Genomic DNA, 14,359 nt, shown 5'->3' with positions numbered 1-14,359 from the left:
GTGTTCCATAAAATTCCTGAAAGGCGCGGCGACTAGGGCGGATTCTAGCGGTGGGCCGGATGGGCCTGACAATGGGGCCAAACCCGCGTTTGGCAAATTATCGTTCAGGGGCGCCGGCGCCTGACACAGGTCTGGGGTCGTTCCTCCCGTGCTCCCGATACGAACCGGGGTCATCTGCCGTGTCAGTCTGGGATCAAACCATTGCGACGCCTGCGCGTCAAACATACCTGCATAATCGAACACTTGACGTGACAACCACGACCATGACCAAGTCGAGCTTCGATTCGATGGGACGCGGAACCGAGTGTGTGAGCGCATGTCGCGGCCCGTTTTGCTGTCTTGGGACACCATCGGCGATCGACAGCAGGAACTAATCGTTTCTACCCGAGGGTAGCCAGGTTGTCGACTATCTACACATCGATGCCGAACGGCCGAAATTGACAGGCTACTGCCAGATACGGTCGGCGGAAGTCGACCCAAAAGCGACACTGAACAACTTTAACAACGGCCTTTCGCCCGACACACGTGACCTACCCGCGTCATGTGTCAATGGCTTGGCTGCTTCTACGTCTGAGGCAAGGGCGTTCGCAGTTGGCCCGCCAGAGACCGCTACGGAACCCCTGTGACCGCAGCTTGGCGATCGAAAATTCGATTTTCGAGAAAGTGAGGGCAATCGCGATCCCGTATCACGGCCGGCCAGATCAAGGCCAGTTGTCACCACACCACGGTCTCACAAAACAAGCCAAGTCGAATAGAATGACGTAAGACTGGTTCGCGTAATCAAGCGGTATGGGCCAAACGCGGCGCGAGGCTCGACGTTATAACCAAAGCAATTCCAAAACCAAACATCGGTCCCGAATCGATGAAACCCATTTAGACCATGAAAATTACAGTCAATAGTAGCCACAAGTCCATCCCTCGGGGACTATCGTTTGAACTGCCCGACTTCGCGATATTTACGGGGAAAAATGGAAGCGGGAAAAGTCATCTTTTGGAAGCAATGGCTAACCCAACACTCTCGAACATCGTCATTGATGGAAAGGTCGCGCAAAAAATAACATTAATTGGCTATAACGGATTAAATCCACAGGTGGATGAACAATGTGATTCCAATCAAATTATTTCAAACGTAAATAATTGGTTGAATCAAATGAATGGAATTGTTCAGCAGTACAAAGCTGCCCTAAGCAAGGGCGAGCAATTTGCCGACCCGGTAATGCAATTCATGCCGAGAGTCGTCAACAACCCTCCCTTGCAGTCAGTTATATCGCAGATCCTTAAGCGCTCTGGCAAGCGACTTGAAGAATTGAATCAGAATGACGTTTCGGAAAATTTAAGATTCACGGATGTTCCGCAGGGAAATTTGTTTATTACCCAGTGCGCACTTATATTTAAGTCATACCACAACCGCAAGTTCAAAAATGATGTAAACAAGTATCGGTCAGAAGCGCTAAAAATAAGCGGAATTAGTTTTCTGAGCGACACGGACTTTGTTGAAAAATATGGACCTGCTCCTTGGGTTTTGGTCAATGACGTGCTTGCGAGCGCGAATCTTCCTTATCGCGTAACCAGCCCCGAGGTCGGCGATTTCGAATTGCCATACCATCTCAGGCTTGTCGATGAAACTACCAACACAAATATTTCAGTCAACGACTTATCGTCAGGCGAGAAGGTTCTTATGTCTTTGGCGCTCGCAATCTACAATACACAGGAAAATGGCGACCGTCCCGACCTTCTTCTGTTGGACGAACCCGACGCGCCACTACACCCAGAGTTCTCAAAGTTGCTGATCGAGACTTTAATCGAAACGCTCGTCAAAAAAGCTGGCGTAAAAGTCGTCATGACAACACACTCACCGTCAACAGTTGCAATGGCGCCAGATAGTTGCATCTTCGAGGTCAACAGGAACACCAAACTGCCGCAGTTGGTCAGTAATTCGCAAGCGACACAAAGCCTAACGGGCGGAATCAATTTTCTCCGTGTGTCCTTCGAAAAAAGACGTCAAATTTTTGTTGAGAGCAAATATGACGTTCTATATTTCTCCCAACTGTATAATATCCTTCGCCGTCGGCGTAATTTCACATTCGAGCCTGTATTCCTTGAGCCCCACAGCGGAACATCCAACTGTACGGATGTCATTCAGATAGTAAATCGCCTGCGTTACGCTGGAAGCGATCTGGCATTCGGTATTATCGATTTCGATGCAACAAATAAATCCACCGATTCAATTTTCGTGCTTGGCGAGGGCGCAAGGTACGCAATAGAGAATTATCTGCTTGATCCACTATATATATGCCTAGCTCTAATACGCCACAGCAAAAAGAGCTTTATGGATTTTGGTGTCACAAACAACAAGCACGCTTACACCGACTCGACTAACCTGACGCAGCAAGAATGCCAGAAAATGATTGATGCTATTCTGGCGCTACTTTCAATTCCGCTTTCCGATCTAAGGCCGGTGAAATTGGAGAATGGATATGAGCTTCAATACCCACAAGCATACCTTCTCCATCAAGGTCACGACTACGAGACTAAATTGCTCCAGGCGATCCCGGAGTTGAATGCGATTGCTCGCGGCCAAGGTGATTCGGTCCTAAAACTCGGAATTCTACAAATCATAGGAGAATTTCCCCAATTCTTCCCTGCTGAGGTAGCGGACACCCTTACCAGGGTGTTGAACCCAATCGCAACTCGGACCGCGGTGCAGCCCTCGGGTGCCCTCGTCACGGGCGGGATGAACGGAGTGGAAGCCGCAGTCTAAAAATTCTAAAGCCATCGAAGAAACCAGCGGAATACAAGGGCCCGGAAGCGCCGCTTCGGATCCATAGGCCTGGACTTGTTGAGAATAGGGAGTGCCATGCGCGCGTTGTCGACGATTCAGGTGTCTGCTTCGACTGACCGCTCCTGGCCGACATACGCCAACCGTTTCCTTCGCGCGCGAAGTCCGGCCGGCAACGCATCGAGCGGCGGACCCGTCCAACGATCAGGCGCGTTTAGCTAGATAGGCATCGACCAACTCGACCAGTCGTTCCCGCCCGAAGCTCCCGTCGTGTCCAGCGTGGACCACTTGCACGGGCAATTCACGCAAGCGCTTCATCGTGCGCACATAAGTCGGAATATCAGCACCGCCTATCTCATCCAGCAGCGGGCCGTCGTAGATCGCATCGCCCGAGAACAGCGTGCCGGATGCCGCTTCCCATAGGCCAATGCTTCCCGGTGAGTGGCCGGGTAGATGCAGGACTTCAAAATGCCGGTTGCCGAGATCGACGATGTTCCCTTCTTTGACGATTTCCGTGACCGTTGCGGCACGCACGCGATAGTCGGACATCGAGTAATCAGCGCTGGGAAGGGCCGTGATCAGATCGCCATCGAACGGATAACCTGCTTCGCGATACCGGTGAATTGCTTCGGCGCCCAATACCGACGCCAGAAGGGTGCCTGACTCACGCGGCGAGCGCAGATTGTCTGCCTCCAACTCGTGAACCAGCGTGTGCTCGAACTCATGATGTCCGCCGATATGATCCGAGTGCGTATGCGTGGCAACGGCGGTGACATCCTTCTGCAGCAGGTGCCTGGCTGCATCCTGCAGACTGACGATACCCATTCCTGTGTCGATCATCAGGTCCCGGTCGCGGCCGCGCACATGCCAGATATTGCAGCGCATCAGCGGCACGACGTGTGGTTCCCAAAGCAGGGTAATGTCGTCGCTGATGCGTTTGAGTTCGAACCATCGGTCGGCAATCGGTAACTTGGTCATGTGGGGTCGCTCACGGTGGTAAGAGCTGTTACTTTGACACACTCCGCGTCGCACATCGAGAGCGTTGAGACTCGCATCGTCGATTTGGTGCGCAGCGCATAACAGCCACTCGCCGGAGCAGTCTATCGAAGGATGGTTCGGAAGCTTTCTCCCGGACAAGGCGCTCTTCAGCGCAGATCGCGAGTGAGTGCTTCTCGCCGGACACGGCGTGTCGCGGCCGACCGTCATCGGACCCACAACTGCCGGTCGTGTCCGTGCGCCTGCAACGGCCGCTTGCGAGAGGCGGCGATTCATTTTTCTAGTCCGCGAGGCAGCATGTCGGTCATTCCCGTCATTCGCGACCGGGCAAATATGTCGGTCGCGAATGGCCCCTGTCGAGAAAATCGAATGCTCCTTCCGTCAGCGAAAACTATCGAGTCGAGCTGTCGCTTCGCATCAGCGATAGCGTAGCACCGCCATACCGTGTTCACTCCGCTGGGCCTGTCGCAGGAAACGGACTGTGCCAGTCCATCCAGTCGTACGAGTCGCTGTGGTGCGCCCATGCCCAGCTCCTTGGCAGAGTGGGATTGGTCACCGCGACGACATGGTTCGACGCCGAACCCACGTCGCTCCGATCATTCTTACTGCTTCGGTGCTCGATATTCTGGAAATTCGTGTGGTCGCAAAACATGATTATCTCCTTTGACAGTTTGACATACACAACTTATCGACCGTGAGGCCGCGGTCCGCAGTGAGGTCCGGGTGGCGAAAAAATAACCTCCGTGCCTTCGATGAGCGTTCAAACCCCTCGATCGGCGCATCGACGACCTATGCGCGCTAGAACGTATAGGCGACGTTCAAGAAGACGTTAAGCGGATTGAGCCGGAGCGTCGATTTGGAAACGATCTGCGTTCCCGTCGCGGTCTGCCCGTATAGAGTAAGGTGGGTCTTCACCGGAACGTAGCCGAGAGAGGTTCCGACCGACCAGTGTTTTGTAATCGCGTAATTTGCCCCGACCTCGAATACAGGATTCCATGATGAACTGAGGGTCGCACGTGCAGAGCCGCCTGGACCAAGGCTATCAGTGACAAACTGGCTATTGGTTGTCCGAACCTGGGTGAACCACGTATAGTTCACGCCGAGCCCTATGAACGGACGGAATTTCGATTCTGCTGAAAACAGGTGGTATCGAAGTTCGATGGCGGGCGGCATCGGCTTTGTCGTGCCGAGGTTGCCATACTTCTGTAGCGTCCCGTCGCCAACCAGATTTACCTTCATCGGTAGTCCAAAAAGCATGGCGACACCAATGTTGTCCGTGACGTAGTACTCGGTGGTAATTCCCACCGTATCCGTCGAGCTGGCATGCGCTCCGCTACCAGATAGCTGCTGATTCACCGTTACGCCGCCAATGCTTTCCACGGTTAGTGGCGTTGCGTCACCCTGTGGCGCAATGTGAAGCCATCCTGTCGACAGCGTTATGCTTCCGGCAGACTGCGCATGGGCATCGTCGATAACCGCGGCCGAGCAGATGCAAGCCGCCATACCGACCAAACTGACTGCGCGTTTGTAATTCCTCATGTCTCTTCTCCTGTCGCTATGTCTGGAAATTTTTATGAATCGTTGGTGTTGCGGCTGAATCTGCTCAATTGATTGCTTCCTTCCTTGCTTACAGCTAGACAGGCCACATACTCCGACCGCCCTGCACCCTAGTAAGCGTGCATGGCGAGGCGTTCCGTCTCAGGCGGGAATACGCATCACGTACCGTCGCGGTGCCGGAAAAAAAAGAATCCAAGCGGACCTGACGGCAGCAGTAGCTCGATACGCACGCACGGTCTCTGATTCGAACGTGCGCGGCTGAATCGGGTAACCCGAACCGGTGTCGAAAATGTCGGTCCGAGCCATTTTTCAACCTGCGAACGCAAAGACCTTTCTGATGTAATGCCCATTCTCTTTTCCTTCAAACCATTAGGTGTTCTAACCTCTATACACCGGCAGACATTTGAATCACGGCATCGCGGCGCGTACGCCTGATTAACCTTTAATCCGGGCGCGTGACCGAACGCATCCCTTTGATGTCGTGGCTCGTCTCACGTTGCGCTGCCCTGCGCATCTGTCGCTGCCGGGACCGTCCCCGTCGACTGCTCCGCCTTTGGCTGTCTCCCGGCGGCCGAGATCGAAAATGCGAACGGAAAGCGCCCGAGCGCGGAAGTGGCCAATGCTTCGAACGAAGGATCGCCAAGTTCGACGTGAAGTGAAATTCCGCGCGAGGTGTCATCAATCAGGCTAACGGTTGCATCCTCGACGCCAGCCTCTACGAGGGCGGACTCCAGGGCGTCTGCCGTTTCGCGTCGTTTCAGCGCCGGCTTGTAGATCTTGCCGACGCCCGTCAGCGGCATCGTATCCACGATCCGTATCCCCTTTGGCAACGCGGCGCGTTCGCTAATCTCGTGACGCAGAAACTCAGCCAATTCCGTTTCAGTTGCCGTTGTGCCCGGCTTTAGCTGGACGTAGGCGACCGGCAACTCTCCGGCGTGCATATCGGGACGGCCCACGGCTGCCGCGATCTGGACTGCGGGATGGCGATGCAATGGTTCTTCGATTGCCGCGGGGTCGATGTTGTGTCCGCCCCGGATAATCAGCTCCTTCTTCCGACCGGTAAGCCAGAAGTAACCGTCCGGGTCGCAGCGTCCGAGATCGCCGGTATTAAGCCAGCGCCCGCCGTCATCACCTTCCATCCAGATGCCACTGTTCTGCTCCGGCCGGGTATAGCCAGCGAATACGTTTGGTCCGGAGATAACCAGCTGGCCGACCTCATCCGCGACGCAATCCCGTACATACCGGCCGCTCTCGTCGACCACTACTGCTTTCATGGCCTGACCGGGCAGACGAAGTCCAATCGAACCGACCCGACGTTCGCCAAGCGGAGGGTTCACGCTGCTAACGCAGGTACCTTCCGTGAGGCCGTAGCCCTCAAGGATTCTGATTCCTGTACGATCCTGGAAGGTGCGAAGCAACTCCACCGGCATGGGAGCGGCGCCGCACAATCCATACTCGAGCGAACTGATATCGCGCGCGCCAACCGGAACGTCCAGCAGCGATCCGAACAGTGTTGGGACACCACTGAAGAAGTTGATGCGGTAATGCTCGACGATTTCCCAGAAACGCTTTACAACGCCTTCGCCCCGATAACCCTGCGGTGTGCCGAGCACGACGTGGGCACCACGCGAGAATGCCAGCAGACCTGTCACCATCACGGCGTTGACGTGGAAAAGCGGCAGTCCGCAAAAAATCGTCTTCCCCGGGCCAATGCTTTCGCCGAAGAATTGACCTGCGTTCCACGCATTGGCCACCTCGTTGCCGTGCCGGCGAACCGCAATCTTTGGCAGTCCCGTGGTGCCGCCCGTGCAGAAGAAGGACGAGACATCATCGATGCTCGTTTGACGCGTGCTGCTGAGCGCCACCCCGGACTCTCCCGCGATGGCGGTGCCAAAATCGTGGATGCCGACATGCGAAGGAACCGCACCATGAATGCCGCCAGGCCCATGCAGTTTTGAACACTCGCCACGTTGAAGCGCCCGGGCTGCGAATCCCTTTTGGCCCGGCATGCGGTCGGCCGGATTCACGAGCACCAGATGCTGCAGCCAAGGGAGCTTATGCAGCACCGCTTGCACCTTCTGCCACAGGTCGGTTCCGGGAAACGGCGCCAGGGTTACGAGCACGCTCGCACCTGAGGCGTTGAGCAATTCGCCAATGGCTTCACTCTCAAGCAGTGGATTGATCGCGCAGACAATCCCGGCAGCTTCACCACCCCAGATCACAAAATGCGTTTCAGGGAGGTTGGGCAGAACGTACGCGACAACTGCGTCGCGCTGTACCCCCAGGCGCGCAAACATGTTCGCGGTTCGCGTGACATCGCGCACGAGTTCGCTATACGTCCAGCACTCAGCGTTCCGATGGTCGTCAGCCGATGCAAAGAACGAAAGTGCGGGTGCCAATGGATTGATGGCGGCGCCCCGACAGATCATCTCGTAGGTACTCGACGGGAGGTCCACCAGCCGCCCCTGCGTTTCCATGGCAAGGACATCGTGTACGTTTGCAGCGCCTTTCATGCCGCCTCTTCCGCAATGACGTTATGCTGTATGCCCAGATTGATCGAGCCGTCATGGCTGGCGATATGCGCTTCCACGACGTCACCCACGCGCAGGTACTGTGGCCGTTCCTCCTGCATCTTCAGGAACAGACGCCATTTTTCCGCTTCGGGTAGTTGCGCCGCGGCGCGCTGCTTTTCGGGCGAGGGAACGCTCAGTGCACATCCGGAGGGCGTGCCGGTCGCGAGCAGGTCCCCGGCGCGCAGGTCATGTACGGCGGAAAGCTCCGTCAAGGTCTCTGCCGGGCCGTAGACGAGGCCCGCCGTGGAGTCATTCTGGCGAACACTTCCGTTTACCGTCAGCGTCAGCACGAGTTCCTTCAGCTTTGAAATATCCTGTTTCTCGAGGAGACAAAGGTAAGGGCCGACAGGGCCAAACGTGCGATAGCTTTTGCCCTTGTAGAACTGCATCTGCGGAATCTGGATATCACGCGCGGAATAGTCATTGACGATCACGGCGCCGGCGATGTAGTCATGCAGATTCTTCTCGGTGACGGTTTCGCGGGACGTAATGTCGCGTTTGAGGACGAGACCGAGTTCGATCTCGTAGTCGAGGAACCGCACCCCGTTTGGCTTGACCACAGCTGAGTCGGCTGGAACGATGCAGCTCGTCGCCTTCGTGAAGATCATGTTGAATTTCTTCACATCCGGATCCATGCCGGACTCGATCATATGCTGGCGATAATTCGCGCCCTGGCAGATGAACTGCTGATTGGCGGTCACGGGGGACAACCATTGCACTTCCGATTCGGGAATCGTCGGACCGCTTAGCAGAAACAGCCGTTCGACCGGGTTGGCCTCGATAAACTCGGCGGTCGACTTGAACTCGCCGGGAATCGGCGTGACAGCGCCATTAGCGACCACGCCCCACTGGGCGCGGCCATGATGCAGATAATGCAGAACGTGAAGTGCCATTTATCGATCTCCGGGTTCTATGGAAGGGTTGGTTCAGGCGAAAATCTTTGCCAGCGAGCGCAGCTTGCTCAGCGTCAGGTCGGGGCTGCGACGCAGGTTCCTGATGAGCGCCACGATGCTCGTTGGCGTGAATCTGGGTTTTGTGAAACTGCGAGGCATTGTCGGTCCCCATTGCGCCATCGCCTCACGGCTCACGCCATGGACACCGGTCGGCGCATCGGCCGTAAACAGATCGCCGTCGCAATAGTGCTCGTGCTTGTCGCCCCACGCGTCCTGCCAGTAGTCGAAGATCTGGCTGCCCAGGATATGCCGGCCGATCCCCCACGCGTGCGTCCAGCCCTTCTCACGCAGGACGCGCTGGCCCATGCCGACCGCGTCGGCATCGACGACCTCGTAAGCGCTATGGCTGTAGGTGGGCAGGAAGCCTTGTGCAAGCGCGAGCGTATGGTGATCGGCCGGCTTGTCGCCAAGACCAAGCCGCAAGAACGCGACGACGGGCGAGCCATCGGGAAGCACCTGCACATCGCTCGGGATAAAGCCGAAATGCTGCGTATACCATGCGCAGGTTTCCTGATAATCGGCGAGTTCGAGCACGACATGTCCGAGCCGGATAACTTCGGGCGCGCGCTCGGGCGGCCGCTGCGTCCCGTTAATCCGGACCGGCGCATCCACGGAGTTGAACGGCAATGGCGGCCGATGGGACAGCGTCACGGCTCGCGCCTGGCCCCATATTGCATCGACGCGAAACCCGGAAGGGTCGGTTAACCGTACGACATAGCCGCCGCCGGGCAAGGACGACCGTTCGGCCTCGGAGGCGCCTGGCAGCATTGCAAGTGCATCAAGATCGGCCCTGCTGTCGACCTGCAGCCCAAAACCGACGAACCGGGATTTCGGCGCCTTCCGGACGACATAGCAGAAATGCGAAGCACCCGTGCCCCGCAGAAGCAATAGCGCTTCACCGCGCGATACGGTCTGTAGCCCGAAATCATTGAGAAATTGCTCTGCTTTCTCAAGGTCTGGCCGCTCGAATATCAGATAGGCTAATGCCGACGCTTTCGTCGTGGGATCAGGGTGACAAGCCGGCTGTGCAGTGGTCAGTTTCATAACGGATAAGAAATCAGGCGGTTCGAATAGCGGTTTCGACTTCCGGTGTCCGCACGCTCAAGGGACTACCCAGCAAGGCAAGACTCTCGTGCACGATACGGTTTGCATCGGTGGCCGGACCGTCGTGGACGATCGTCTTGTCGGGCCGCACTACGGCAATCCACCCGAGGGGCACCAGCCCGGGAAGAAATGCGCCTTCGAGGTCTTCCCAACTGTCCCGCGGGGCAAGATGCAGTCGTTGCCCCCGATGGGCAATCTGGACAACGCGCCCTCCGGCACGCGCAAACGCTGCGGCCGTTGCGTGCTCGAGCGCAGCCGCCGCGTCCACGCCAAACCCGATCAGCGTGAGGCCCTGCCCGAGCACGTCGTCGCTCAGATGCGTGGTGCCATCTGAACCTCTCACCCAGCCTTGCGCGATGACAGCGCCACGAACAAGCTTCGTCGACGAGCGGCCCTGGACGAACAGTCCCCGGCGGAATGCATTCTTCGGCTTGATCTGCAGTTCCTCGAATTGCGCGCGCAGGCGCGGTACCAGTCTCGACAGACGCATCAACCCGTGAGTGAATAAGGCGACGACCCCACTACGGGGCATGACGAGCTTGCCCATAAACTTCGCGAGGTCGATCATCGCCTTCGCGTGGGGGCGCCGCTCCTCGTCATAGGTATCGAGAATCTCTGGATCGGCACGTCCTTGCACCACCCACGCGAGCTTCCAGCAAAGATTGGCGGCGTCCCGAAGACCTGCGACCAACCCCTGCCCGACGAATGGGGGCGTGATGTGGGCCGCGTCGCCCGCCAGGAACACCCGGCCCTTGCTGAATGCATCGACAGCGCGCGCATGGAAGCGATACACGGCCTTGCGCTCGATGATCATGTCTTCCACCTTGCCCCAGGGGGAAAGCAATTCCCGGATACACGTCTCGGATTCCATATCCTCGCGGCGCTCGCCAGGCCGGAGCATAAATTCCCAGCGTTCGCGCCCCCCAGGCGCGACCATATGTGGGATCGGCCGACGGTGATCGCAGATGAACTCGATGTGATCGATCGGACGCGGTACGTGGCGGGCATCGACGATCAGCCAGTCCTCGGCGAACGTCTTGCCCTTGAATTCCTGCCCGATGAGCTGGCGCACCAATGAACTCGCCCCGTCCGCGCCGACCAGATAGCGGGCCCGTACCACTTGAGTGCGCCCCTGGCCAAGATCTAAAGATGCGAGCACATGATCCCGTTCCTCCGTGAAGCTCTTGAGCTCGACCCCCAACGCGATATGCGCACAGTCGTATGTCTCGAGCCGGGCGCGCAGGCACCGCTCCAGGTCCGGCTGGTAGAAGGTGACGAGCTTCGGGTGGCCATCCAGACTGCCCAGCGAATTCACCCTGCCGAACAGGCCCAGCATCGGCGACCTCATGCGGACGTACGGTATGGCAATCGTCTCGAAATCGCTCTCCGCAACGCCGGCAAGCTGAAGGATGCGCAGCGCTTCGTTATCGAGCGCGATCGCACGGGGCGCCATAAATACCTCAGTCGACCTGTCGACAACCATCACGTTGACACCGTGCCGTGCCAACAGATTGGCAATCGTTGCACCCACCGGTCCGCAGCCCACCACTAAAACCTCCACGGCTGGTGGAAATGCCCCGGTCGGCGCACGACCCTCGCCATGCCGGCTGCACGGCGTAGCACCATCTTTTGCTGCTGTCTCCACAGTCACTCCGTCTGTTGTTTGTAGACCGGCGCTAGGCGGCCATTAATGACATTAAAGTCATAGTTGAGCGTTTTGTCAATATCGACAATAGCATCTATACTTCGTATGGCCAAAACTGGACCGATCATGCCGAACACTTCAAATCGCCCGACAGCAAAGCGTCCTACCCGTGCGGCGACAGCCTCCCCGGTTGCCATTCCCGAAGAACGCGAGCCGCGCGGCGCGCGTCGCAAGCGCGAGACACGCGCCCGCCTGCTTGACGCTGCCCTGAGGCTGATGGCCGAAAAAGGCATGGAAGGTGTAGCCGTGAACGAGATCACCGAGCTCGCCGACGTCGGCCAAGGCTCGTTCTACAACCACTTTGAGTCGAAGGAAGCCATCTACGCGACACTTGTCGACAACGTGTTCGAGGAATTCGCCGACATGCTCGATCGCCTCGCGGGGGGCCTGTCCGACCCCGCAGAAGTGATCGCCGTCTCGGTGCGTCATACCCTGATGCGGGCGCGGCGCGATCCCGTATGGGGACGCTTCCTGATACGCGAAGGCTTTTCAGCCGGCATGCTGAGCCGCGGGCTGGGTCAGCGGCTGCTGCGGGATATCGGAAATGGCATCGCCGCCAAGCGCTTTATGGTTGCCGACCCGTTCATCGGCTTTCTTTCGGTGGGCGGCACCGTGCTCGCGGCAACCGCGGCCGAGTTGAATTTCGTCGCGCCGGGCGCGCCAGCGGCGCAGTTGCTCGACGAACTTGGTTTCAGCGGAGAGCACTTCGCCGAGCGCACGGCAGCAACGCTTCTGCAAACACTCGGGCTCAAGCGCGCCGAAGCGGAGAAGATTGCAATGCGAGCGTTACCGCTCGTCGAGGCGGAAGTCGATGGGGAATGAGGCGGGCGACGATATGGTGCGTTACGGGATTGGGGTCACCGACCCGGTACGATGGGCAAAGGTGCCTTCCGGTTGGCCTTGTCCATCAATCTGTTTGTAGGTCTGGGCTCCCATCAACCGCGTGAATGGCGTGCCTCCAGACGAGCAAAGTTTGCTCGTCTGGACCTGACGCGTACCGTTCGAGCGCCGCCCAATCAGCTGGCGCGATCATCTCTCATAACCCGTTATGGCATGGACATTCTCGATTAATTCGCAGTCCATGTCGTCGAGCGTTCGACTGCACTGCGCCAAGCAGGGTGGTCTGTGACGTCATGCCGTTCGTCTCGAGCTCTGACACCGGAAGCGTCGCCCAATGAGAGCGGCCCGGTTCATCGTGACGCTCTCCCCGACCTCACGGAGTCAAGGTCATTCTCTTGACGTCACGTGTGGGGGATCGGCCGGCAATTCGCCCATCGCCTGGAACAGTGCAGCGGTATCGCTCATGCGCTGGCTCCCGGCGCGTACGGCGCCAAGCTGTGCATTGAGAAATCGCTGCTCGCTGGCGTGCTGTACCGTTGACGGCAGGGAACCCAGGCGGGCGCGCGATGTCGTTTCGTCGAATGCCGCATGGGATGTCCGTGCCGCTCTTTCGGTAGATGCCAGCGTCTGCGCGTCGTTGTCCAGTGCGGCAAGCGAATCCGCGACATCCTGGAATGCCGACAGAACCGTCGACTTGTAGTGCAGGATCGCCGCATCGTAGGTATCGATCGAGGCTCGGCGTTGTGCGAACAACGCCCCACCATGGAAGAGCGGCTGCGACAGGCCCGCACCGATCGCCCAGAGCCCGCCCGCGCCTGAGAGCATCGCCGGCCAGCTAAAGCCGCCGCGACCCATCGAGGCCGTCAGTGACAGGCTTGGAAAGAGTTGCGCGGTCGCAGCCCCAACGTCGGCCGCGGCGGCCTTCACGGCGGCGTCGGCTGCCTGAATGTCGGGACGCGAACGCAAGAGATCCGACAGCACGGCGACGGGCACATGGTCGGGCAACGCCAGACTGTCGAGGTCGGGAACGGTCGGTGCGTTATCCGGCGTCCGGCCCATCAATACCGCCAGCGCGTGGACCGCTGAGGCGCGCTGCTGGTGCAAGGCCGGAAGACTCGCCGCGATCGAATCTGCATCCTGCGTCGAGTTGAGCGCCTGCACGTGCGAAATGGACCCGAGCGCGTACCGTTGCTGATCCTCGTTTGCAGTTTTGCTCGCCACGGCGACGAGCCGTTCGGTGAGCGCGATCTGGCGATCGAACGACGCCACATTGATCGCCGTGCCGACGATGTTGGCAGCGAGCGCACGCCGGGCCGCTTCCAGTTCATATGCCTGCACGTTCACGCGAGCGGCAGCCGCCGCGTTTGCGTAGCGCGTCTGGCCGAAGAAGTCGAATGTATAGTGCGCCTGAAGCTGCCCGGCGAAAAAATTGTACTGCACCTGCTCAGGGCCGAGCCCCGGCACGACGGGTGAACGCGCGCGTTCAACCTGGGCGACACCGTCGACTGACGGCAGCGTGGATGAGCCGACCTGCGCGCGCAGTTCCTCTTGCGCGGCCGCAAGCGTTCGCTGCGCGCCTGCCAGCGTCGGGCTGTTGCGCAAGCCTTCGTCGACGAGTGCATCGAGCGCGTCGGACCGGTAAAGCCGCCACCATTGCGGCATTGACGTTGCGCCGATATCGAACTGCTGCGCAATACCGCCTGCGGCGACAGTCTTCGAGGGCTGTGCCTGCGCCCCGTAGTGCTCGGGCGAAGGCATCGCCGGCGGCTCGCCGCTGGGGCCAAACGAGCAGGCCGTCAGCGCGAGCGCCGTAGCCACTGCGAGAACGGATGTCTTATAGGCAAGCTTCATG

General features: G+C 58.4%; 9 protein-coding genes. 2 read left to right on the top strand and 7 right to left on the bottom strand.

Annotated features, from left to right (window positions below; translation table 11 throughout):
* Window positions 1-880: 880 nt before the first annotated feature.
* Window positions 881-2,761 (top strand): AAA family ATPase, encoded by a 1,881-nt coding sequence (locus PQR27_RS37755; RefSeq protein ID WP_408528758.1) that lies wholly within the window; start codon window positions 881-883, stop codon window positions 2,759-2,761.
* Window positions 2,762-2,983: 222 nt separating this feature from the next.
* Here PQR27_RS37755 and PQR27_RS37750 read toward each other — a convergent pair whose 3' ends face one another.
* From PQR27_RS37750 to PQR27_RS37725, 6 genes are all read right to left on the bottom strand, one after another.
* Window positions 2,984-3,757 carry an MBL fold metallo-hydrolase gene (locus PQR27_RS37750; protein ID WP_408528757.1) on the bottom strand — a complete coding sequence of 258 codons (774 nt, stop codon included), beginning with the start codon at window positions 3,755-3,757 and terminating at the stop codon, window positions 2,984-2,986.
* An 816-nt stretch (window positions 3,758-4,573) separates the two neighbouring features.
* Window positions 4,574-5,314, bottom strand: a complete 741-nt coding sequence (locus tag PQR27_RS37745; RefSeq protein WP_408528756.1) for an OmpW/AlkL family protein — start codon at window positions 5,312-5,314, stop codon at window positions 4,574-4,576.
* Between the two features lie 509 nt (window positions 5,315-5,823).
* The gene (locus PQR27_RS37740) at window positions 5,824-7,845 is read right to left on the bottom strand and encodes an acyl-CoA synthetase (RefSeq protein WP_408528755.1); all 2,022 of its coding nucleotides are present in this window, start codon (window positions 7,843-7,845) and stop codon (window positions 5,824-5,826) included.
* Entirely contained in the window at window positions 7,842-8,798 is a 957-nt protein-coding gene (locus tag PQR27_RS37735) for a fumarylacetoacetate hydrolase family protein (RefSeq protein ID WP_408528754.1), read from the bottom strand. The genes PQR27_RS37740 and PQR27_RS37735 overlap by 4 nt, the downstream gene beginning before the upstream one ends.
* 33 nt (window positions 8,799-8,831) lie before the next feature.
* Window positions 8,832-9,902 carry a VOC family protein gene (locus tag PQR27_RS37730; protein ID WP_408528753.1) on the bottom strand — a complete coding sequence of 357 codons (1,071 nt, stop codon included), beginning with the start codon at window positions 9,900-9,902 and terminating at the stop codon, window positions 8,832-8,834.
* 13 nt (window positions 9,903-9,915) lie between these two features.
* On the bottom strand, window positions 9,916-11,523 hold the full coding sequence (locus tag PQR27_RS37725; RefSeq protein WP_408528978.1) for a bifunctional 3-(3-hydroxy-phenyl)propionate/3-hydroxycinnamic acid hydroxylase: 1,608 nt from the start codon (window positions 11,521-11,523) through the stop codon (window positions 9,916-9,918).
* A gap of 210 nt (window positions 11,524-11,733) precedes the next feature.
* On the opposite strand from PQR27_RS37725, the gene PQR27_RS37720 reads away from it, so the two are divergent.
* Window positions 11,734-12,489, top strand: coding sequence for a TetR/AcrR family transcriptional regulator (locus PQR27_RS37720; protein ID WP_408528752.1), 756 nt, complete (start codon window positions 11,734-11,736; stop codon window positions 12,487-12,489).
* 405 nt (window positions 12,490-12,894) lie between these two features.
* On the opposite strand, the gene PQR27_RS37715 is transcribed toward PQR27_RS37720, so the two are convergent.
* Complete coding sequence (locus PQR27_RS37715) at window positions 12,895-14,358, bottom strand: efflux transporter outer membrane subunit (protein WP_408528751.1); 1,464 nt, start codon at window positions 14,356-14,358, stop codon at window positions 12,895-12,897.
* Window position 14,359 lies beyond the last annotated feature (1 nt).

This window comes from Paraburkholderia fungorum, from assembly GCF_046027215.1.
GTDB classification, from domain to species: domain Bacteria; phylum Pseudomonadota; class Gammaproteobacteria; order Burkholderiales; family Burkholderiaceae; genus Paraburkholderia; species Paraburkholderia fungorum_D.
This window is presented reverse-complemented; position numbering and strand designations above follow the sequence as displayed.

Bases quoted from the DNA above. Each gene is read 5' to 3' on its own strand.
- PQR27_RS37755 (WP_408528758.1), top strand. From the start codon at position 881: ATGAAAATTACAGTCAATAGTAGCCACAAGTCCATCCCTCGGGGACTA.
- PQR27_RS37750 (WP_408528757.1), bottom strand. From the start codon at position 3,757: ATGACCAAGTTACCGATTGCCGACCGATGGTTCGAACTCAAACGCATC.
- PQR27_RS37745 (WP_408528756.1), bottom strand. From the start codon at position 5,314: ATGAGGAATTACAAACGCGCAGTCAGTTTGGTCGGTATGGCGGCTTGC.
- PQR27_RS37740 (WP_408528755.1), bottom strand. From the start codon at position 7,845: ATGAAAGGCGCTGCAAACGTACACGATGTCCTTGCCATGGAAACGCAG.
- PQR27_RS37735 (WP_408528754.1), bottom strand. From the start codon at position 8,798: ATGGCACTTCACGTTCTGCATTATCTGCATCATGGCCGCGCCCAGTGG.
- PQR27_RS37730 (WP_408528753.1), bottom strand. From the start codon at position 9,902: ATGAAACTGACCACTGCACAGCCGGCTTGTCACCCTGATCCCACGACG.
- PQR27_RS37720 (WP_408528752.1), top strand. From the start codon at position 11,734: ATGCCGAACACTTCAAATCGCCCGACAGCAAAGCGTCCTACCCGTGCG.
- PQR27_RS37715 (WP_408528751.1), bottom strand. From the start codon at position 14,358: ATGAAGCTTGCCTATAAGACATCCGTTCTCGCAGTGGCTACGGCGCTC.